At 71.4% G+C, this 20,735-nt stretch carries 17 protein-coding genes and 1 pseudogene; 12 read left to right on the top strand and 6 right to left on the bottom strand.

The window, feature by feature from the left end; translation table 11 throughout:
* The 4 genes from KBY19_RS12880 to KBY19_RS12895 form a co-directional block, all read right to left on the bottom strand.
* Positions 1–656: FAD-dependent oxidoreductase (locus tag KBY19_RS12880; RefSeq protein WP_210965794.1), on the bottom strand; the 656-nt coding region annotated here is incomplete at its 3' end.
* A gap of 87 nt (positions 657–743) precedes the next feature.
* Complete coding sequence (locus KBY19_RS12885; protein WP_099884413.1) at positions 744–1,769, bottom strand: 3-oxoacyl-ACP synthase III family protein; 1,026 nt, start codon at positions 1,767–1,769, stop codon at positions 744–746.
* Positions 1,766–2,434, bottom strand: a complete 669-nt coding sequence (locus KBY19_RS12890) for an SRPBCC family protein (protein ID WP_209214284.1) — start codon at positions 2,432–2,434, stop codon at positions 1,766–1,768. Before KBY19_RS12890 ends, KBY19_RS12885 begins: the two co-directional genes overlap by 4 nt.
* Positions 2,431–4,230: a thiamine pyrophosphate-binding protein gene (locus tag KBY19_RS12895; RefSeq protein ID WP_210965795.1), complete on the bottom strand. Its 1,800-nt coding sequence runs from the start codon at positions 4,228–4,230 to the stop codon at positions 2,431–2,433. The genes KBY19_RS12890 and KBY19_RS12895 overlap by 4 nt, the downstream gene beginning before the upstream one ends.
* Positions 4,231–4,417: 187 nt before the next feature.
* Here KBY19_RS12895 and KBY19_RS12900 point away from each other — a divergent pair, with 187 nt between their 5' ends.
* The 12 genes and pseudogenes from KBY19_RS12900 (at position 4,418) to KBY19_RS12955 (ending at position 17,889) form a co-directional block, all read left to right on the top strand.
* Positions 4,418–4,669: an acyl carrier protein gene (locus KBY19_RS12900; RefSeq protein ID WP_099884409.1), complete on the top strand. Its 252-nt coding sequence runs from the start codon at positions 4,418–4,420 to the stop codon at positions 4,667–4,669.
* Positions 4,666–5,559, top strand: coding sequence for a cyclopropane-fatty-acyl-phospholipid synthase family protein (locus KBY19_RS12905; RefSeq protein ID WP_185018185.1), 894 nt, complete (start codon positions 4,666–4,668; stop codon positions 5,557–5,559). The genes KBY19_RS12900 and KBY19_RS12905 overlap by 4 nt, the downstream gene beginning before the upstream one ends.
* The gene (locus KBY19_RS12910; RefSeq protein WP_185018184.1) at positions 5,560–6,885 is read left to right on the top strand and encodes an FAD-binding oxidoreductase; all 1,326 of its coding nucleotides are present in this window, start codon (positions 5,560–5,562) and stop codon (positions 6,883–6,885) included.
* Positions 6,882–7,898 carry an SDR family oxidoreductase gene (locus tag KBY19_RS12915; protein WP_099884404.1) on the top strand — a complete coding sequence of 339 codons (1,017 nt, stop codon included), beginning with the start codon at positions 6,882–6,884 and terminating at the stop codon, positions 7,896–7,898. Before KBY19_RS12910 ends, KBY19_RS12915 begins: the two co-directional genes overlap by 4 nt.
* A 21-nt stretch (positions 7,899–7,919) precedes the next feature.
* Complete coding sequence (locus tag KBY19_RS12920; RefSeq protein ID WP_210956216.1) at positions 7,920–8,846, top strand: SDR family NAD(P)-dependent oxidoreductase; 927 nt, start codon at positions 7,920–7,922, stop codon at positions 8,844–8,846.
* Between the two features lie 138 nt (positions 8,847–8,984).
* Positions 8,985–10,457 carry an MFS transporter gene (locus KBY19_RS12925; RefSeq protein ID WP_185018182.1) on the top strand — a complete coding sequence of 491 codons (1,473 nt, stop codon included), beginning with the start codon at positions 8,985–8,987 and terminating at the stop codon, positions 10,455–10,457.
* Positions 10,458–10,600: 143 nt separating this feature from the next.
* Positions 10,601–11,611, top strand: a complete 1,011-nt coding sequence (locus KBY19_RS12930) for an acyl-CoA desaturase (RefSeq protein WP_099884398.1) — start codon at positions 10,601–10,603, stop codon at positions 11,609–11,611.
* A 2-nt stretch (positions 11,612–11,613) separates the two neighbouring features.
* Positions 11,614–13,260 (top strand): AMP-binding protein, encoded by a 1,647-nt coding sequence (locus KBY19_RS12935; RefSeq protein WP_210965796.1) that lies wholly within the window; start codon positions 11,614–11,616, stop codon positions 13,258–13,260.
* Between the two features lie 36 nt (positions 13,261–13,296).
* A complete protein-coding gene (locus tag KBY19_RS12940) occupies positions 13,297–14,394 on the top strand; it encodes a histidinol-phosphate transaminase (RefSeq protein ID WP_210965797.1) in 1,098 nt (365 codons plus the stop codon).
* Between the two features lie 87 nt (positions 14,395–14,481).
* A pseudogene (locus KBY19_RS12945) lies at positions 14,482–16,319 on the top strand (acyl-CoA dehydrogenase).
* 94 nt (positions 16,320–16,413) lie between these two features.
* Positions 16,414–17,055 (top strand): hemerythrin domain-containing protein, encoded by a 642-nt coding sequence (locus tag KBY19_RS12950; protein WP_307842518.1) that lies wholly within the window; start codon positions 16,414–16,416, stop codon positions 17,053–17,055.
* A 171-nt stretch (positions 17,056–17,226) separates the two neighbouring features.
* Positions 17,227–17,889, top strand: a complete 663-nt coding sequence (locus tag KBY19_RS12955) for a DUF6875 domain-containing protein (RefSeq protein WP_143674917.1) — start codon at positions 17,227–17,229, stop codon at positions 17,887–17,889.
* 121 nt (positions 17,890–18,010) lie between these two features.
* On the opposite strand, the gene KBY19_RS12960 is transcribed toward KBY19_RS12955, so the two are convergent.
* Positions 18,011–18,880: a potassium channel family protein gene (locus KBY19_RS12960; RefSeq protein ID WP_210956213.1), complete on the bottom strand. Its 870-nt coding sequence runs from the start codon at positions 18,878–18,880 to the stop codon at positions 18,011–18,013.
* Positions 18,881–18,960: 80 nt separating this feature from the next.
* Positions 18,961–20,703 (bottom strand): glycosyltransferase family 2 protein, encoded by a 1,743-nt coding sequence (locus tag KBY19_RS12965; protein WP_210965798.1) that lies wholly within the window; start codon positions 20,701–20,703, stop codon positions 18,961–18,963.
* Positions 20,704–20,735 lie beyond the last annotated feature (32 nt).

A 20,735-nucleotide genomic window follows, 5' to 3' on the forward strand; every position in this document is an offset into this window, starting at 1 on the left:
GCGTAGATGAACACGCTCTGCGCGTCCCGCACCAGACTCCCCCACACCTGGCCGCGCCCCCACGACTCGTGCGGGACGAAGCCGGAGCCCGGTGTCGGCGCGAGGATGCGCCACACGGTCCAGCCGCCGAAGGCGGGGCCGGGGAAGTCGGGGAAGAGGATGGCGCGGGCCGGGGAGCGCACGCCGTCGGCGGCGATGACCAGATCGGCCTCGTGCATCCCGTTCGGGGTGCCGACGTGGGCCTTGTGCCGCGCCGAGCCGGCGTGGGTGAGGAACGCCGCCTCCCCGGTGCGGACGGTGCCTTCGGGGAGCCGGTCGACGATCAGATCGATCAGGTCGCTGCGCCGCAGAACGATCAGGGGAGCACCGAACCGGGCGACGACGGCCTCGCTGTGGGTGCGGGTCAGGGGACGGCCCACCGGATCGCACATCAGGCCGTCGCCCTGCCAGGACGCCAGCTTGGTGATCTCCTCACCGAGGCCGAGCGCGGCCAGCGCGCGCTGAGCGTTGGGGGCCAGAGTGAGAGCGGCCCCGACGGGGGCCAGTCGGGAGGCGCGTTCCAGGACGACGGTGTGCCAGCCGCGCCGGTGCAGGGCCAGCGCGGTGGTCAGGCCACCGATGCCACCGCCGATGACGACGGCTCGGGGTCGGGACATGGGCTCTCCTCGGGGTGGATGCGGTGCGTGCTCGGGCCGGCGGGCCGGCGGACGGAGCCGGGGCCCGGTCCGGCCGGCCCACCCCGGTTACTCGCGCGCACCTCCCGCTCGCCAGTGCACGGCCGCCGCCCCGGCGAAGTCCCCGGCGTGGGCGAAGCCCGCCAGCATCAGCAGGCTGCCGTCCTCGACCCGGCCCTCGCGGATGCCGTGGTCGAGCGTGATGGGGACGCCCGCGCCGAAGAGGTTCCCGAACCGGTCGAAGGTGTCCAGATGGCGCTCCGGCGGGATGGAGAGCCGCTCCTGCCACTGCTTCAGGAACATCCGGTTGGGCTGGTTGGTGATCAGCAGATCGATGTCGCCGGTCTTGAGGTCGAGTTGCTCGCACACCCGGCCCACCACCTCGGGGACGAGCCGGTTGCCGCGCTCGACGATGTCCGACACCTTGTCGGGGGTGAAGCCGACATGCATCTGGCTCTCCCCCGGCTCCCAGTACTTGCGCCCGTCGTGGAGCGAGAGCCCGCAGTCGCGGGTGTAGTCGCCGCGGTTGGAGACCGCGAAGCCGAGCACCGGCGACTCGTCGGAGGCCGCCACGTAGGCGGCACCGCAACCGTCGCCAGGGATGACGGCCTCCGGGAGCTTGCGCACCTCGGACTGGGTCATCACCGGGCCCGCGCCGTTCTGGACGTTGAACAGCAGCGCGGAGTTGGCCTGGCCCGAGCCGATCAGGGCGGTGGCAAGCCGGAGCAGGTGCACGAAGGAGGCACAGCCGCCGTTGTGGGCGTCGAGCACCCAGTCGGCCCCGACGCCGAGCCGGTGGGCGACCTCGGCGCCCGGGCCGGTGAACGGCACCTCGGGCAGCAGCGTGTTGGTGATCACCACGTCGGCGCCCCGGACCGCGTCCTTGCCGATCCGCTCCTGCAGGAGCAGACCGGCCTTCTCCATCATGTCAGCGGGTGTCTCGTCCCTGCCCACCTGGTGCCGGTGGCGCGGCGCCTTGAACATGGTGTGCCCGGCCATCTCGCCGCTGTCCTCCTGGTATGGGAGGAAGTAGTCCGTGCCCACCGGTTCCCCCGGCAGGTAGGAGGCGAGTTCGAGCAGGCTCACCGTCCTCATGCGGCGGTTCCGTGGCGAAGTTCGAGGATCGTCTTGAGGTTGTCGATCTCCACCTTGTGACCGGCGTAGAAGAGGCCCCAGGTGTCGCCGACCCAGGGGCGCTCCGGGCTGGACGCCAGCTCGGGGTGGGGGTTCTTGTCGTAGTACGGGTGGTGGCAGTTGGTCCAGATGACCACCGAGCCGCGCTTGCCCAGCACGGTCTCCGCCGAGATGATCCGGTGGATGTAGACCATCCACAGTTCCTCGCCCTGGTCCCAGGCGCACTTCATGTCCACGGTGAGCGCGTCCGGGTTGCCGTCGATACGCAGGAATATCTTGGTCTCGTCGTCGAGCAGGGTGTCGCGGCCCTGGTAGAGGCCGGGGGTGTCGGTGGGGGCGAAGTCGCGGGTGCTGTAGGTGTACTCGTTGAGGTTGCGCTCGTCGGTCAGATAGTCGTAGACGGCCTGCGGGGGCGCGTCGATGTACTGATGGACCGTCACGAACTGCCCGTACACCTCGTCGTAGGTGAAGGTCTCCTTGGTCAGCTCCGCGGCGCGCGCGAACGCCTCCTCACGGGGCGTGGTCTCCCAGCGCAGCAGCCCGGGGACGTCCTTGAGGTCGTCGGGGACCGCGGGCGGCGGGGTGTATCCGGCGGCGGGGTCGGTGTGCGTCGGGGCGGTGGTCATCCTGGTACGACTCCTTGGTTGGCGGACCGGTTGGTTCCGGCGGCGATGGCGTGTTGGAACGGACGGAACGGGGGCACCTCGGCCGGATCGACCTCGATGCAGATCAGCGCGGGTGAGCGGCCCGCGTGGGCCCGGTCGAGCGCCGCGCGCAGTTCGCCCGCGCTCCGGGCGGTCACCGCGTCCAGGCCGGGGAACATGGCGGCCATGCCGTCACCGATCCGGGCCGGGCGGAAGAGGTTGTAGGAGTAGTCGCCCGCGTAGAACAGCTGCTCCCTGGTGTGGCACATGCCGTGCGACTGGTTGTTGAAGATCACGAAGGTGACGGGCAGCTGGTGCTCGACCGCGGTGTGCACCTCCATGCCGTGCATGAAGAACGCCCCGTCGCCGGCCAGCACGCAGGTGCGCCGGTCGGTGGCGAACGCGGCGCCGACCGCGGCGCCGAAGCTGTGGCCCATGCCGCCCATGCCCATGGCGGCGATGAACCGGCCACCCGGGGGCACGGCCACGTGGTGGATGGCGACCGCACCGGTGTTGCCGGCGTCGCTCACCACGGTGGAGCGCTCGGGCAGGGCGGCGCCGATGACGCGGGCCGCCGTCGTCATGTCCAGCGCCGCCGCTTCCGGTACGGCCGGCTCCGGCGTACCCGGTCCCGGCGCGCCGCCCGGCGGCTCCGTCCGCGGTTCCGGAAGCGCTGCGGGCGCCTCCCACCGCAGGTTCTCCGCCAGGGCCCGCGCGGCGCCGTTCCGCTCCTGGAGCGCCGCACCGGGCGCGAGCAGTTCCCCGGTCAGCAGCGACATCTCCTCCGCCAGGTCCCCGGAGAGCCGCACCAGGTCCTCGTGCGGCTCCAGGAACGGCGCCCTGGGGTCGAGGCAGACAACGGGCACGCCCTTGAGGTGGTCGTGCAGTCCGGCGCCCGCCATCTGCGGCAGCCGGGTGCCGGCCAGCAGGACGGCGGAGGCCTGTTCGAGCGCCGCCTGCACCTCCGCCCTGCCGATCACCCCGGCGATACCCAGATGGCGGGGGTCCCGGTCGTCGAAGACGTCCTTGGCGTCGGGCACCACCGCGACGCGCGCTCCCAGTGCCGCCGCGAGCGCGGCGAGTTGGGGTCTGGCGTCCGCCCTCGCCACACCTTCGCCGGCGATCACCGCCACCCCCTGCCGCTCCACGGCCGAGCGCAGCAGGGTCACGGCCCGCGCGCGGTCGGCGTCCGCGGAGCGCGGGCGCCCGGCGCGCGCTGTCGCCCCGGGCCTTGGCCAGGGCGCGAGGAGGGCCTGCTGGACGTCCTTGGGCAGCAGCAGGACGGCGGGGCCCGGCGCGGCCAGCGCGGCGGCGAAAGCCCGCGGCAGCTCCTCCGTGATCGCCGCCGGCTCCGCGACGCGGACGCAGTGCACGGCGATCTCCTCGAACAGCCGGGCCGCGTCCATCGAGCCCGCCAGGCCGCTGGTCTCCTGGAAGGAGCCGCACCCGTCCAGCGACCGGGGCGGCTGCCCGATCAACGCGAGGGCGGGCACGTAGGAGGACCGCAGTTCGGCGAGCCCGGGGACCAGATTCATGGCGCCGGCTCCGGAGGTGGAGGCGACCACGGGCATCCGCTGGGCGGCACGGTGGTAGCCGTCCGCCATCGTGGCGGCCGAGAACTCGTGTTTCGCGACCACGCCGAGCGGGCCGTCGGCCGAGACATGGAGAGCGTCGTAGAGGTCCTCGATATTGGCGCCACCGACTCCGAAGACGTGACGGACTTCCTGCCGGCTCAGGAAATCGACGATGAAGTCGACCACGCGGAATTGGGTTCTCATGGACCGTCCTTTTCTCAGGCGGTGGTCCATTCATTTCAGGTCCGGCGGCGCGCACCGGCAAGTGGCATCTGTCTGTCATCAGGGAGCGGGGACGGTATGGCAGGGATCTGCCATACCGGTCTGTCATGTGCCGTGCGGCCGGGGAGGTTAGGTTCCTGGAACCGCGATCGACCGAAAGGGAAAAGCCGTGATCAACACCGACACCGTATGCGCCCTCATAGCGAAGAAGCTCGGCAGCAAGGCCGCCGATCTCACCCTCGACGCCGATACCGCTTTCGACTCGGTGGGCCTGTCCAGCCTGCAGATCGCCGACATCGTCTACACGATCGAGGACGACGCGGAGGTCGAGCTGGATCCGAGCCAGGCGGCCAACGTGAAGACGGTCGGCGACCTGGTCCAACTGGTCGAGACGACCCGGGCCGCCGGCGCGACGGCGTGAGCGCGACCGCCTACCAGGGCGCCACCGCCGAGGCGATCCGGCACCACTACGACGTCTCCAACGACTTCTACGCGCTCTGGCTGGACAGCTCCCTCACCTACACCTGCGCCCTGTGGGCCGAGCCCGGGTCCGGGGAGGAGGCGGCGCCGGACGATCTGGAGACGGCGCAGGCGCGGAAGCTGGACCACCTCATCGAGGGGGCGCGGGCCGGTGGCGCGCGGCGCGTCCTGGACGTGGGATGCGGCTGGGGCAGCCTGCTGAAGCGGCTGACCCAGGTGCACGGCGTACAGCACGCGGTGGGCCTCACGCTCAGCGACAGCCAGGCCGACCTGGCCGAGTCGGCCCGCATCACCGGGGCCGAGATCCGGGTGGAGAACTGGCGCGACCACCGGCCGGCCGAGCCCTACGACGCGATCATCTCGATCGGCGCCTTCGAGCACTTCGCCCGGACCGGCCTCACACGCGGCGAACGGGTGGCGGCCTACCGGGAGTTCTTCGAGCGCTGCTACGAGTGGCTCCCGGCGCGCGGCCGCGTCGCCCTGCAGACGAACATCAAGGGCAACAACACGGTGATGGACAAGGCCACCGTGCGCGAACTGATGTTCATCATCGAAACGATCTTCCCGGAGTCCGAGATCCCGGCCCTCTCGGAGGTCGTCGAGTCCGGCGAAAAACTCTTCGACGTCGTCTCCCTGCGCAACGACCCGGACCACTACAGCCGGACCTGCGCGGAATGGCTGCGGCGGCTCCAGGAGAACAGGGAAGCGGCCGTCCGACTCTCCGGCGAGGAGAACGTCGTCAACTACGAGAATTATCTGGGGGCGAGCGTCAGGCATTTCCAGAATCGCCACCTGGGACTGTCGAGGATCATTCTCGAAAAGGGGCGCTGAGTGAGTACGCGAAAGCATGTCGTCTACTGGCACGAGACGGAACCGGTCGTCCCGGAACCACCGCTGCGCGAGAACGTGGACTGCGACGTCGCCATCGTCGGCGGGGGCTACACCGGGCTGTGGGCCGCGCACTTCCTCAAGGAGGCCGAGCCCGCGCTCGACATCCGCGTCGTCGAGGCCGAGTACGCGGGGCACGGTGCGTCCGGCCGGGCCGACGGCTTCGTCACGCCGACCATCGGCAAGGACATCCAGGCCCTGGTCGAGCAGTTCGGGACGCACCGCGCCCTGGAGGCCTCGCAGGCGGTCGGACGCTCCGTACTGGAGATCGGCCGCTTCACCCGCCGCAACAAGATCGACGCGGAGTACGAGGCCAACGACTACCTGATGGTGGCCACCACCCAGGCGCAGCTGCGCCGGCTGCGCGCCGACCGCGAGTTGGCCTCCACGCTCGGCGGCCGACAAGAGCCGCCGCTCCTCTCGGCGGCCCAGGCGCAGGAAGTGATCGGCTCCCCCGCCGTGCTGGGAGCCATGCGCGCCGGCGGCGCGCTGGTCAACCCGTTCAAGCTGGCCCGCGGGGTGGCCCGGGTGGTCAAGGAGCGCGGGGTGGTCGTCCACGAGAACACCCCGGTCCTGCGGGTGAGGCCGGGGGTGCGGCCGCAGGTCGTCACCCCCGGAGGCACGATCACCGCCGACAAGGTGATCGTCGCCGCCAACGCGCGCCAGTTCACCTTCCAGCAGTTCCGCAACAAGACGGTTCCGCTGTGGAGCTACGCGATGGTGAGCGAACCGCTCACCGACGAGCAACTGGGCCGCATCGCCTGGGCGGGCCGCGAGGGCATGGTCGAGGCGAAGACGTTCCTGACCTGTGCCCGCTTGACCGCGGACAACCGGCTGCTGTGGGCGGGCGGACCGGCCTTCTACTTCTGGGGCCGTGACATGCGCCGCCGCCGTATGAACGACCAACGCGCCTACCGCGCCCTCCTCCAGGAGTTCGGCCGGTTCTTCCCCATGTGGCGGGACCTGCGGTTCACCTACACCTACGGCGGCGTCATGGACATCACCCGGGACTACGCCCCGCACTTCGGGTCGCTGCCGGGCGGCAACATCTTCTACGGCTACGGATTCAACGGCAACGGCATCGCCGCAACCCATACCGGCGGCAAGGTGTTGCGGGACCTGACCCTGGGCAAGGACTCGGAGTTCTCCCGTTTGCTCTATGTGGACGACGCACAGCGCTCGGCACGCGACTTCCCGCCGGAGCCACTGCTGTACATCGGCGCCCGTGCCACCGCACGCCTGATGGAGTGGAAGGAGTCGCGGGCATGAGCGAGAGCCGCACCGTACTGCTGACGGGGGCCTCCGGCGTCGTCGGCCGGGCAGTCCTGCAGGAGGCGCCGGGCCGCCCCCTCCGGCTGATATCGATGACCAGGCCGCAGGGCACCGCGCTGCCCGCCGACGCCGGGGAACAGCTGGCGGCCGACCTGGCCGAGCCCCGCTTCGGCCTGGACGAGGACAGCTACCGGGCGCTGGCCCGCGACGTGGACACCGTCATCCACTCGGCCGGGCTGACCGAGTGGGGCCTGCCGGACGAGCGCTACCGGCCGGTCAATGTGGAGGGCACCCGCCGGGTGATCGAGTTCGCCGAGGTGTCCGGCGCCACGGTGCACTTCATGAGCACCGCGTTCGTCGCCGCGCTGTCGGCGGGCGCGCCGCACCGGCTCAGCGAGACCAACGTCACCACCAACTACGTACGCTCCAAGCTCCGTTCCGAGCAGCTGCTGCGCGACAGCGGCCTGCCGCACACCGTCTTCCGGCCGACCAACCTGATCGGCGACTCCCGGACCGGCTGGACCTCCCGGGGGCAGATCGTCCAGCTGATGTCGGACTGGATCAGCCGCGGGCGCGCGCCGTTCCTCCCGGTGCACCGCGGCAACCGGATCGATGTCGTACCCCAGGACCTGCTCGCCAAAGCGGTACTGCGCTGTATCGAACTGGGCGACGACAGCGGGGAGTTCTGGGTGACGTACGGCGAGGAGGCGATGGACATGGAGACCGCCGTCGAGGTGTGCGCCAAGCACGCCGCCTCGCTCGGGCGGCCACTGGCCCCGCCGCCGGTCACCGACCCCGACACCCTCGACCCCGAGGAGCTGCGCCGGCTTTCCCCACTGGCCCGCTCCTACCTCTCGGTGCTGCGGGACGTCAGTGAGGTGACCCGGTGCTGTGGCGGCGTACTGCCGACCTCGATGCCCTTGCTGCGCGAACGCTACGGAGTCCCGCACGTCGTGGACACGGACGCCTACGCGCGGACCCTCGCCTACGCCTCCGCCCACCTCAGCTAGCGAGCCGGAAAGGACGCAACCGTGAACCAGGACGCGCATGAGGAGTGGCAGCCGCCGCTGCTGGACAAGACCGTCGCCGTGGTCACCGGCGCCAGCCGGGGCGTGGGACGCGGTATCGCGCTCGCCCTGGGCAGCGCGGGCGCGACGGTGTACGTCACCGGGCGCAGCACCCGCGCCACCGGCCGCACCGAGGACCTGCCGGGAACGGTGGACGACACCGCTGAGGAGGTCACAGCGCGCGGCGGCACCGGCATCGCGGTGCGCTGCGACCACAGCTCCAGCGACGACAACCAGGCGCTCGCCGACCGGCTCGCGGCCGAGCACGGCTCCCTGGACCTGCTGGTGAACAACGCCTGGGCCGGCTACGAGCGCTCCGCCGACGTCCGCTTCGACGCCCCCTACTGGAAGCAGCCGATGTGGCGGTACGAGCTGTGCGAGGGCTCGCTGCGCGCCCAGTACGACGTGACGAGGCTGCTCACCCCGCTGATGATCGGGCAGCAGCGGGGGCTGATCGTCGGTATCGGCTTCACAGACGGCGACACCTACCTCGGTCAGGCCGCCTACGACGTGTTCAAGTCGGCGAGCGACCGGCTCAGCAAGGCGTTCGCCGCGGACCTGCGCAAGCAGCGGGTCGCCTCCCTCTCGCTGCACCCCGGCTTCGTGCGCACCGAGCGGGTGGAGGCGGCCTGGGAGGCGCTGGGCGACGGCCCCGCCGCGGTCGTCCACTCGCCCGAGTACGTGGGCCGGGCGATCGTCCATCTGGCCGCCGACCCGCAGGTGCTGGACCGCTCCGGGAAGGTGCTCTCGACCGGCGACCTGGCCGAGGAGTACGGCTTCAGCGACATCGACGGCCGACAGCTGCCCGCCTTCCGCCTGGAGGGCCGGATGAGCCTCGCCACCCGCATGGACCGGCTGAACCAGGTCGTCGCCCGGGCCGGCGCCTCCTGACCGGCCAGGCAGCGGGTCGGCACGGGAGCGGCCGTGACCCGCCTCGGCGCTCCGCATCGTGCTCCCGGGCGCCCCGAGCCCGGCACCCACCCCCACCCCGCTGTGTTCCCACGCAGCACGACGAAAAGGAGGAGCCCTATGGGCAGGGGAACAGCCCGGTCCACCGCGGGACCCGAATCCGCCGCGGCCCCCAAGGCAGCCGGCCTCGCGCTCGCGGTGACCTGTGGTGCGCAGTTCATGGTGATCATCGACGACACCGTCGTCGCCATGGCGCTGCCGACCATCCGCAGCAGCCTCGATTTCGACCGGGCCTCGCTGGCCTGGGTGGTCGATGCCTACATGCTGCTGTTCGGCGGTTTCCTGGTGCTCGGTGGCCGCTGCGCCGACCTGTTCGGCCGCCGCCGGGTGTTCCTCACCGGACTGGGGGTCTTCACCCTCGCCTCGCTCGCGTGCGGACTGGCCAACTCGCCCGGCATGCTGATCGTGGCCCGCGGCGCCCAGGGGTTCGGGGCGGCGCTGCTGAGCCCGGCCGCACTGGCCATCCTCATCACCGTCTTCACCCAGGCCAAGGAGCGGCGCAAGGCGCTGGGCGTCTGGGGTGGTCTCACCGGCATCTCCGGGGTCTCCGGAGTGCTGCTGGGCGGGGTCATCACCGATCTCATCGACTGGCGGTGGGTGTTCTTCGTCAACATCCCGATCGGCGCTCTGCTGTTCGCTCTCGCGCTGCGGCCCACGCTCGCCGACCGTGAGGCGGGGCCCGCCAAGCGGCCCGCGACCGACGGGACCGGAGCCGTTCTCATCACCGGGGCGCTGCTGCTGCTCGTCTACACCGTCATCAGCACCAACCACCGCCCGTGGGGGTCCGCCGCAACGGTGGGGGGTCTCATCGGCTCCGCGGTACTGCTGGCCGCCTTCGTGGTGCGGGAGCAGCGCGCTCCCGAACCGCTGATCCGGCTCGGCCTCTTCGCCAACCGGCAGATCTCCACCGCCAACGTGATGATGCTGCTCGCCGCCTCGGGGCTGTACGGGATCTTCTTCTTCCTGACCCAGTACATGCAGAACCTGCTGCACTGGTCGCCGCTGAAGGCGGGCCTGTCCTGGGCTCCTTTCGGCGTCACGATGGCGGTCTTCTCCGGAATCGCGATCCAGCTGCTGCCGAAGGTGGGCAGCCGTGTCCTGTGTCTGGTCGGCCTCGGTTCGGCGACCCTCGGGCTCGGCCTGCTGCTCAGGACGCCGCTGCAGGCGTCGTACCCCACCGACCTGCTGCCGACCCTGCTGCTGTGCGCGGCCGGCTACGGGCTGGCCATGGTGCCGCTGGTGGTGGCGGCCGTCAGCGGAGTGCCCAAGGCCGACTCCGGAGCGGCCTCCGGGGTGCTCAACACCGGCCAGCAGATCGGCGGCGCGATCGGACTCGCGGTCCTGGCCACCCTCGCGAGCAACCGGCTGGACGACGAGATCGCCTCCGGCACCGCGGTACCGGACGCGCTGCTGACCAGTTTCCACTCGGCGTTCCTGGTCGGAACGGTGCTCACCGCGTGCGCCGCGCTGCTGTCGCTGGCGCTGCCCGCGCTGCGTACGGAGTTCGACCCGGAGACCACCTCGGGCGTCTGATCCCGCGCAACCGGACCCGCCCCCCCCCCCCACAGGGCAGCACGTCAGCACGTCAGCAACCCGACAGGACAGACAGCACGACAGGACGACCAGTCAGGGCATGACCAGGCACGGCAGGAAAGAGAGAAGAGGACAACAGGGATATGGACGGCAAGGAACACCGCTGGTACATGCTCGTCGCGTCGCTGGTGCCGCTGCTCGCACTCGGCGCAGCCATGGTGCTGGCCTGGAACCACATCTTCGGCTGGACCGACGTCCTGGTCACGCTGATCATGTACGTCATATCGGGCCTCGGCATCTCCACCGGATACCACCGGATGCTGACGCACCGCTCGTTCGAGACCTACAAGCCGATCCGCGTCGCTCTCGCCACGGCCGGAGTGATGGCAGGCCAGGGCCCGCCGATCATCTGGGCCGCCCACCACCGCAAACACCACCGGGTCGCCGACAAGGAGGGTGACCCGCACAGCCCGCACCTCGGTTTCGAACCCGGGTTCAAGGGCGCGGTGGCCGGGATGTGGCACGCGCACCTGGGCTGGCTCTTCGACCAGGGGCTCAAGTCCGACCCCATCCGCTACTGCCCCGACCTGGTCAGGGAGCGGCCGCTGCGCTGGCTCAGCGAGAACTTCGTCGCCGTCGTCGCCGCCGGCATCCTGCTGCCCGGTCTGCTGGCCTTCGCTGTCAGCGGGGGCTCGGTCCAGGCGCTGCTGACCGGCATCCTGTGGGGCGGTCTGGTGCGGATCTTCCTGATCAACCATATGACGTACGCGGTGAACTCCATCGGCCACTACTTCGGCCGCCGGCGGTTCACCACGACCGACCATTCCCGCAACGTCGCCTGGCTCGCGCTGCCGTCCTTCGGTGAGGCGTGGCACAACAACCACCACGCCTTCCCCCGCTCCGCGCGGCACGGGATGAAATGGCACGAGGTCGATCTCTCGGCCGTCTTCATCTGGAGCCTGGAGCGCACCCGGCTGGCCTGGAAGGTCATCCGGATCGACCCGGAGCGGATGACGATGCGCGAGGCCGGGATCAGCCGGGTCAGCGGCAGCAAGCTCAGCCGGGAGGAACTGCTCGTCGAACAGCAGCGCATCGCCCCCATGGCGCACCGGTCCCGCGACGGTTCCGACGTCTCCCTCGTGGACGTGGAGTAGCCATGGCAGCCACCGGCACCGAACTGTGGGACCTGCTGCTGCGCGACCGGTCCCGGGGAGTCCTGCACCACTGGGACGGCGAGGACTTCGGGCACACCCCGTGGCGTGAGGTCGTCCAGGAGGCGCACGGCATGGCCGCCACACTCCGTGCGGCCGGCGTGCACCCCGGGACCCGGGTCGCGACCGTCCTGACCAACTCGGCGCACACCGTACGCGGACTGCTCGCGATCTGGCTGGCAGGCGGTGCAGTCGCGTCCTTCCCGTTGCCGGCCCGCGGCCAGACCCCCGAGGAGTACGGGAGCCAGCTGACGCGGCTGACCGAACGGCTCGACGCCGCGGTGCTGCTGACGGACGAGGCCATGGTGCCGCTGGTGCCCGCCGGACTGGCCGCGCGGCTCCCGGTCCTCACCTGGACCTCGCTGTACGGCGACGGGCACCTCGACCCGTCGCCGCCCGGACCGGAGGAGATCGCCTTCGTCCAGTACTCGTCCGGCAGCACCAGCCTGCCCAAGGGGTGCGCGCTCACCTCCCGCGCCATCGCCACACATCTGCAGATGCTCTACGGGCTCGCGGACGGGCGGGTCGGCGCCGAGACGATCGTCTCCTGGCTGCCGCTCTCGCACGACATGGGCATCTTCGGAACCCTGTTGAACGCCTGGGCGTTCGACTACGACTTCGTCCTCTCCTCACCGGAACGCTTCGGGATGGCGCCGCGCACCTGGTTCCGGGACATGTCGAGGTTCGGGGCCACCATGTCCGCCGGCACCAACACCGCCCTGTATCTGGCCGCCCGGGCGCAGGGCAGCACGCCGCTGCCGAAGCCGCTCGCCCTGAAGGTCTTCGTGGTGGGCGCCGAGCGGGTGGACACGGCGACCCTGGAGACCACCATGGCCGCGTTCGGGCCCTCGGGCCTGTCCCGGGCGGCGTTCATGCCCGCGTACGGCATGGCCGAGGCGACCCTGGCGGTCGCCAGCAGCCCGACGGGGCAGGACCCGGTCACCCGCAGCTTCGAGGCGGCGGCGCTGGTGGACGGCGAGGTCGTCGAGGTGGCCGACGACGCCCCGGGCGCGACCCAACTGGTCTCCAACGGCCCGCCGCTGCCCGGGGTCACGGTGACCACCCAGGAGCCGGGCCGGGTCTCGCAGCTCCTGGTCTCCTCCCCCAGCCTGGCCTCCGGATATCTCGGGGACCCCGAGCGCACGGCCGAGCGGTTCCGGGACGGCGTACTGCACACCGGCGATCTGGGCTTCGTCCACAAGGGTGAGGTGTACTTCGTCGGCCGTGCCGACGACCTGATCTCGGTGGGCGGGCGCAACGTGTACACCAGCGAGATCGAGTCGGCGATCGAGGCCCTCGGCCCGGTCCGCAAGGGGTGCTCGGCGCTGGTGGACGTGGCCGACGGCGGCATCTCCCGGCTGGTCCTGCTGCTCGAACCCAAGCGCCGGAGCGACGACTTCCGTCTGATCGCCGGCCGGGCCGCCACCGTTGCCCGGGAGAAGTCGGGCATCGCACTCGCCGAGTGCGTCTTCGTGGAGCGCGGCCATCTGCCCCGCACGCCCAGCGGGAAGATCCAGCGGTTCCGCTGCCGGGCCGCCCTGGGGCCGGACGGGGGCGAGCTGAAGACCCTCGCCCGGGTCCCCCTCGGCTGACCCGTCCCTTGGCCACCGTTCGAGAAAGGGATTCCCATGCCCCAGGACCGCTCGGCGCAGCCGGGCTTCTTCACCGCCACCGAGATCGTCGGCCGGGAGGACTGGCTGCGCCTCCACCTCAACGAGAACCCGTACGGTCCACCGCCCGGCACGGTCGATGACGTGTGCGCGGAGGCATCACGTCATCTCAACCGCTATCCGGACAGCGGGTGCCGACTGCTGCGGGAGCGCCTGGCCGAACGCTTCCGGGTCGCCCCCGACATGATCGCGGTCGGCAACGGCACCGACGAGCTGGTGCTGCTCGCCTCGATGACGTTCCTGCGCGAGCCCGGCAGCTCCGTCGTCACCACGGCCACCACCTTCCCCGGATACGTGACCTCGGCGGCGGCCGTGGGCGCGCCCGCACACGTCGTCCCGCTGGTGGACGCGGCGATCCCGGTCGCCGGCATCACCGCCGCCATGCGGCAGGGCGCCGCCCTCGCGTTCGTCTGCAATCCGCTCAACCCCACCGGCGCGCTGCTCAACCGCGACGAGGTCATGGAGCTGATCGACGCCGCCGAAAGCAGCGGCACCGTGCTGGTCTTCGACGAGGCCTACCTCGACTTCGCCGGCCCCGCCCACGAGTTCGCGCTCGAAGCGGTGCGCGAGGGGCGGCGGGTACTGGTGACCCGCACCTTCTCCAAGGCCTGGGGCCTCGCCTCGGTACGCGCGGGCTTCGCCCTCGGCCCGCCGGAGCTGATCGGGCGGATCGGCACCACGGCGACGGCGCTGCCCTTCAACGTCAACCGCCAGGCACAGCGGGCCGCGCTGCGGGCCCTGGAGGCACCCGAGCACCTGGACCGGGTACGCGCGGACAACACCAGGGTCAGGGAGCTGCTGTGCAAGACCCTGGACTCGCTGGGTCTCGGCCACTCCCCCACGGCGGCGAACTTCGTGATGGTCCAGGTCCCGGGGCAGGGCACCGAACCGGGCGACAGCACCCGCTTCGCGGCCCGTCTCGCCGAGGAGCACCACATCCTCGTCCGCGATCTGGCCGTCCTCGGGCTGCCCGGCCGGCTGCGTGTCTCGGTCGGTACGGAGGCGGAGGTCGAGCGTCTGGCCACGGCCCTCACCCAGCTGCTCGGCCGCCGCTGACCCAGCTGTGGCGCCGAGCGCCGCCCGACGCGGAGCCGCGTTCCGACGCCGGGCCATTTGTCTCACGAAAGGAGCGGGAAACCGGCCATGGGCCACTACAAGTCGAACCTGCGGGATCTGGAGTTCACCCTCTTCGACGTGCTGGGCCGCGCCGAGGCGTACGGCCGAGGGGCGTTCGCCGGGACCGGTCAGGACACCGCGCGCGCCGTGCTGGCCGAGGTCGAACGCATGGCCGTGCACCAGTTGGCGGACGCCTCCGTGGCAGCGGACCGCACCCCGCCGGTCTACGACCCCCGGGCCAGGTCGGTCACGCTGCCCGACTCCTTCAAGGAGGCCTACCGGGCCTGGATGGAGGGCGGCTGGCACCTGCTCGACCTGCCGGCGTCGTTGGGCGGGGCCGATGTGCCGCCGTCGCTGCGCTGGGCGGTCGCGGAACTGGCCCTGGGCGCCAACCCCGCGCTCTACCTCTACCAGGGGTTCACCGGTTTCGCGCGGGTCCTGGACCGGCTCGGCACCGATGAGCAGCGGCAGCTCGCCCGGCTGATGGTCGAACGGCAGTGGGGCAGCACCATGGTGCTGACCGAACCCGAGGCGGGCAGCGACGTGGGAGCGTGCCGGACCAGGGCGCGGCGGCAGCCGGACGGGAGCTGGCATCTGGAGGGCGTCAAGCGGTTCATCACCTCCGGCGAGCACGATCTGGCCGAGAACATCGTCCACTTCGTGCTCGCCCGGCCGGAAGGCCACGGCCCCGGGACCAAAGGGCTTTCCCTGTTCCTGGTACCGAAGTTCCAGGTCGCCGACCCCGGGACCGGCCGGCTGGGGGCACGCAACGGGGTGTTCGCCACCGCGCTGGAGGACAAGATGGGCCTGAAGGCCTCGGCCACCTGCGAACTCACCTTCGGGGCCGAGGAACCCGCGGTCGGCATGCTGCTCGGCGAGGAGCACGACGGCATCCGGCAGATGTTCCAGATCATCGAACAGGCCCGGATGATCGTCGGTACCAAGTCGGCGGCCACCTTGTCGACCGGCTACCTCAACGCGGTCGCGTACGCGAAGGAGCGGGTCCAGGGCACGGACCTGGCCGCCCTCGGCGACCGCTCCGCCCCCAAGGTGCCCATCACCCGCCATCCTGAAGTGCGGCGCTCCCTGCTGCTCCAGAAGGGGTTCGCGGAGGGACTGCGCGCCCTGGTCCTGTACACCGCGACCGTGCAGGACCGGATCGCCGCGGCGCGGGCCGAGGGGCGCACCGACGAGGAGGCGACGGCGCTCAACGGCCTGCTCCTGCCGATCGTCAAGGGCTACAGCTCCGAGCGCGCCTGTGAGCAGCTCAATCACGCACTGCAGATCCTGGGCGGGGCGGGCTATACGAAGGACTTTCCGCTGGAGCAGTACATCCGCGACACCAAGATCGACACCCTGTACGAGGAACCACCGCCATCCAGGGGCTGGACTTCTTCTTCCGCAAGGTCGCCCGGGACCAGGGCACGGCCTTGCGCGCCCTGCTCACCGAGGTGGAGAAGGACGCGCGGGACGAGACGGGCGGTGACCTGGCGCCGGAGCGGGCGCTGCTCAGCGAGGCGGTGGCGCAGTTGCGCGCGATGGCGGACGCCATGGGCACGCAGTTGCTCCGTTCGGTGGACGAGCCGTCCGCCGTCCACCAGGTGGGGCGGAACACCACACGGCTGCTGATGGCCACCGGCGACGTGCTGCTCGGTTGGCTGCTGCTGCGTCAGGCGGCGGTCGCCGAGGCGAAGTTGGCCGGCGGCCAGGATGGCCGGAACGGCACCGAACGCGCCTTCTGTCTGGGCAAGATAGCAACGGCCAGGTTCTTCGCGCAGGAGGTGCTTCCGTTGCTCACCGCCGAACGCGCTCTCGCGGAACGTCAGGACAGCCTCCTGATGGAGCTGCCGGACGACGCCTGGTGACCACCCCGTGCCGGTCCCGCGGTTCGCCGGCCCAGCACACGCGAAGCGCCCGCCCCCAGGGCCCTCTCACCGCCGAGCCTGTAAGGAGCTACTCGTGACCGAGTCCGACACCACCACACTGCCCCCGGCGCACCAGACGATGCTGCTGGCCCACCGCGCCATGGTGCGCGACCTGGAGCGCATCGGCCGCGCCGCAGGCGAACTGCCAGCGGGGAACACCGAACGCACCACAGCGCTGCGCGACTACGTGGACAGGATCTTCCAGCTGATCGAGCACCACCACGAGGGCGAGGACGACTTCCTGTGGCCCAAGCTGCGCGAGCGGGGCGCCGACGAGGAGGCGCTGGCCCTGATGACCGCCGAGCACGAGGAGCTCACCAAGGTCCTGCGCGCCTGGCACGCGACGAGTCGGCGGCTCGGTACCGACGAGACGGCCCCGGCCGAGCTGGCCGCACAGACGAAGGAGCTGCGCGAGCAGCTCACCAAGCACGCCGGAGACGAGGAGCGCGAGCTGTCGGGGCGACTGGCCCCCGCCCTGGACAGCCGGGTCTGGAAGGGCTTCGCGACCCATATGCGCAAGACGGCACCGGGCTGGACGCTGCGGTTCATGCCGGCCTGGCTGCTGTCCGTGGCGGGCCCCGGGGAGCGCGGCGGTGTTCCCGCAGCGCCGGTCGGGCGGCTGTTCAGCGGCCGGCTGGAGAAGGACCGGCGCGCCGCGTTCGGCGAGCACTACTGAGCGCACCGGCCCAGCAGCTGCCTCCCGGAACTGACCCACCGGCGCCGATCCACCGAAACTGAACGGCCAGAACTGAACCACTGAACCGCCCGGTCGCCGGGCGACCACACCCCCCGTGTCGTACGGGTCCGGGTGGCGGTTCAGTGCGTTCTTGAACGGGGAGGAATATCCATGCAAATACCTATATCTTCCGGATCACTGCCGCAGGAGAGAACCGAGGCGGAAGGCCCCCCGGCGTCGTCGCTCGTCGAAGCGGGACGCCGGTGGGTGGAGGAGTTCATCACCCGCCCGCACGAGGGCACCAACCGGGAGGGCGCGGTCTGCCCGTTCGTGGAGTCCGCGATGAAGGCGCGGACCTTCCTGCTGGAGGAGTGGGAGGTCGATCCGGGGATCGACGCCGAGGGCCTGGTGCAGGTGGTGCGCAGGATGGCCGAGGCATTCGAGGCCACCCGCTGGGAGGGCCGCAACAGCGTGCTGCACACGCTGGTGCTGGTCCTCTCGGGGCTCACCGAACGGCGCTACCACCTGCTCGACGAGGCGCACCGGCTGGTCAAGCCGGAGCTGGTGGGCCGGGGGCTGATGGTCGCGCAGTTCCACCCGCACTGCGACGAACGGGCTGCCCGCAACCCCGACTTCCGGGTCGCCCGGGCCCCGGTGCCGATGCTCGCCATGCGCCGGATGGCCTTCCACGACGTGCTGTTCCTCGACTCCGACCCCGAGTGGTTCGCCGCCTACGAGGAGCGGTACGGCAAGCGGCACGAGCGGGGGTCGGTCGCCGACCCGCTGTTCGCCGAGGCGTTCGCCGTGGCACGGAACCGGTGGAACGGCGCCTGAACGCGCCTGGACGGGCGCCGCGCCCGCCTTCCCCACGGGGCGGCGCAAGGCCGCCCACCGCCGTCATCTCCTTCGGGGGGGCAGGGAGAGGGAGCCATCACCGGCCGGGGTGCTCGCGCGGTCAGTCCTTCGCCGTCGGCTCGGTCTCGCGGCGGGACGAGGACCCGTCGGCCGGCCGGGGCGGGAGCAGGTCCGAAGCTGCTCCCATCGCGGTGAGCAGGGCGCGCTGTTCCTGCAGTTGACGCTGCTGGGCGCGGATGACCTCGGTGAGCTCGCGGACCTCCTGCCGGGTGACCGCCTCCTGTTCCGTACCGGCTGCCGACACGCGTTCGATGAACCAGGAGGCGAGCGAGGCGGACACCACACCCAGTACCGCGATGCCCGCGATCATCAGCAGCACGGCCACCAGCCGGCCGGTGGACGTGACCGGGTAGTAGTCCCCGTAGCCGACCGTGGTCACGGTGGCGAAGGTCCACCAGACGGCGTCGGGGAAGCTCTCGATGGTGGCGCCCTCGGCCCCGCGTTCGGCGTCCAGCACGGCCAGCGCTCCGCAGAACATCAGCAGACCGGTGGCACCGGCGGCATAAGTGGTGACCTGGCCTCGCAGGGAGGCCGTGGCGCGGCGGTTGAGGACGCTCATCACCGTCAGGAGCCGCAGCATCCGCAGCGGGCGGAAGAACGGCAGGACCACGGTGGCCAGCGGGAACAGATTGCGTTTGAAGTGGGTCCAGCGGTCCGTGGCACGCACCAGCCGGACGACGTAGTCGAGGGCGAAGATGCCCCAGGTGATCCAGCCGGCCCAGGCGCACGCGGTCCGCCAGCCGGTGCTCAGATCCGGCTGGAGGATCGGCCAGGCGTACGCCGCCAGGAAGACCAGCACCACGCCCATCAGCAGCACATCCACCGTCTGCAACCGCTGCGGAGGCTCCGGCGCGACCTTGGCGGCGCGGAATGTCCTGGGCTCCGAGGTGGTTTCCGTGCGCTCGTCCATCACGCGCACGATACCGACGCCCCTGAGCCGCGTCCCAGGTCGGTTCCCGCAGCTCCCGCAGCGGGGCTCGCCCAGGACGGTCAGGTGCGGGCCGTCACCCTGGGCTCCTGGCGCTGCCGCGGAGGCCGTACCTGGTGGAGAGCCGGCTCCTCGGTGCGCTCGGCCGGCTCCGGTACGTCGATCGAGTGGCCGGGCAGCGGCTGGGAGGTGCGCCAGCCGCCGCAGCCCAGTTGGAAGCGCAGATCCCAGGTCCCGGCCGCCAGCGGACGGCCGTGGTCGGCCGTTGCGGGGTCGACGGTGAACTCCGCCTCGAACCGCAGCGTGCACCGATCCTCCCGGCCGCGGCGGGCGCCCGGCAGCCAGGCGGCCAGCCGCGCGGTCAGCTCGGCGGTCGTGTCCGCGAGCGGCCCCGGCACCGAACGCGCCAACCGGCGACCTGCCGACCGGAGTCGGCGCACCACCGCGCCCTCCCGCCGGGCGCGCTCCCCCGCCGGCACCTCGATCACCCGCCAGGTCGTCGGCAGGTTCAGCACCGTGCCGCCCTCGCGGTGGTGGAGCTGGCCACGTACGTTGCTGCGGCGTACGGCCTTGGCGAAGTCGGCCCGGGCGGCAGCCGCCTCCACGGCGGCGACCCGCGGTGGCAGCCGCAGCACACGGCGGTCGCCGTCCCGGCGGAAGGCCAGCGGAACGGCGCGGCGTCCCGGTCCCCGGCCCGAGCGGCGTATCAGGGAGGTCGAGCAGCGGACCGTGAGCTGCCCTTCCCGCCACCGGGTCGAGACCACGCGGGGCCGGTGGACGACACCGGCCTCGAACCGCGCCTGCTCCTCCAGCAGCGCACGGTCGCCGTGCCGGGCCAGGGCCGCCACGATCCGCAGCCGGGTGGGCAGCGCCGTGTCCGCCTCCGGGGGCAGCTCCGCGGCCAGCGCGCCGACTGCTTCGACCCACTCGGCCCTGCGGTCCTCGGGCTGGTCCAGCAGGCGCTTCCCGGAGATGCGGTCGAGCGCCTTCTTGCCGTACCACTTGGCGACCAGCCGGTTGCGGTGCCGGCCCGGTGGCACACAGGTGTCGGGGGCGTCGAGGATGGCGAGGAGGCGCCGGATGCTGTCGATGTAGGGGCCCGGCTCGATGGTCCGGTAGCTGACGTTGTGCTCGCCGTCGGTGTGCCGGACCCAGTGGTAGCAGGTGTAGTCGTGCACCGTGGCCACCCGGTCGGTGAGGAGGAAGGCGCGCAGGGTGAACATGTGGTCCTCCAGGCGCACCTTGCCCTCGGGGAAGCGCAGCCGGTGTTCGCGCAGAAAGGCGCGGCGGAAGAGCTTGTGCACCGTCATCGAGGCCAGCAGCGCGGTGTCGGTGCGCAGGTCGCAGGAGGTCATCGGCTTCTCGAACAGGGCGCGCGGCGCCTGCCGTCCGTGCCCGGCCATCCGGCCGATGACGATGTCGGCGCCGGTCTCCCGCGCCCTGGCGTACAGCCGCTCCAACGCCTCGGGCGCGAGCCGGTCGTCGTCGTCCACGTAGTGGACGAACTCGCCACGGGCCAGGTCCGTCCCGATGTTGCGGGGGCGCCCCGGCCAGCCGGAGTGCTCGGCGCGCACCACGCGCACCGTCGACCCGGCGCCCTGCTCGGCGATCTCGTTCTCCAGCAGCGCGACCGTGTCGTCGTCCGACCCGTCGTCCACATAGATGACCTCGAAGTCGGGGCGGGACATGGACTGCGCGAGGAAGGAACGCAGACCGGTCAGGACCGTCTCGCCGGTGTTGTGGGTGGGAACGACGACGCTGACCTTGACGGGCTGCTGACGGGCGGGGGGTTCTGCGGTCTGCACTGCGGCCTTTCGTCCGATCCTTCGCCGGCCCT

The organism is Streptomyces sp. B15, assembly GCF_018070605.1.
Taxonomy (GTDB): Bacteria; Actinomycetota; Actinomycetes; order Streptomycetales; family Streptomycetaceae; genus Streptomyces; species Streptomyces smyrnaeus.

What these genes read in the sequence shown, in the direction of transcription:
- KBY19_RS12890 (WP_209214284.1), bottom strand. Translation starts at nt 2,434, where the DNA reads ATGACCACCGCCCCGACGCACACCGACCCCGCCGCCGGATACACCCCG.
- KBY19_RS12915 (WP_099884404.1), top strand. Translation starts at nt 6,882, where the DNA reads ATGAGCGAGAGCCGCACCGTACTGCTGACGGGGGCCTCCGGCGTCGTC.
- KBY19_RS12935 (WP_210965796.1), top strand. Translation starts at nt 11,614, where the DNA reads ATGGCAGCCACCGGCACCGAACTGTGGGACCTGCTGCTGCGCGACCGG.
- KBY19_RS12960 (WP_210956213.1), bottom strand. Translation starts at nt 18,880, where the DNA reads ATGGACGAGCGCACGGAAACCACCTCGGAGCCCAGGACATTCCGCGCC.
- KBY19_RS12885 (WP_099884413.1), bottom strand. Translation starts at nt 1,769, where the DNA reads ATGAGGACGGTGAGCCTGCTCGAACTCGCCTCCTACCTGCCGGGGGAA.
- KBY19_RS12940 (WP_210965797.1), top strand. Translation starts at nt 13,297, where the DNA reads ATGCCCCAGGACCGCTCGGCGCAGCCGGGCTTCTTCACCGCCACCGAG.
- KBY19_RS12955 (WP_143674917.1), top strand. Translation starts at nt 17,227, where the DNA reads ATGCAAATACCTATATCTTCCGGATCACTGCCGCAGGAGAGAACCGAG.
- KBY19_RS12895 (WP_210965795.1), bottom strand. Translation starts at nt 4,230, where the DNA reads ATGAGAACCCAATTCCGCGTGGTCGACTTCATCGTCGATTTCCTGAGC.
- KBY19_RS12930 (WP_099884398.1), top strand. Translation starts at nt 10,601, where the DNA reads ATGGACGGCAAGGAACACCGCTGGTACATGCTCGTCGCGTCGCTGGTG.
- KBY19_RS12925 (WP_185018182.1), top strand. Translation starts at nt 8,985, where the DNA reads ATGGGCAGGGGAACAGCCCGGTCCACCGCGGGACCCGAATCCGCCGCG.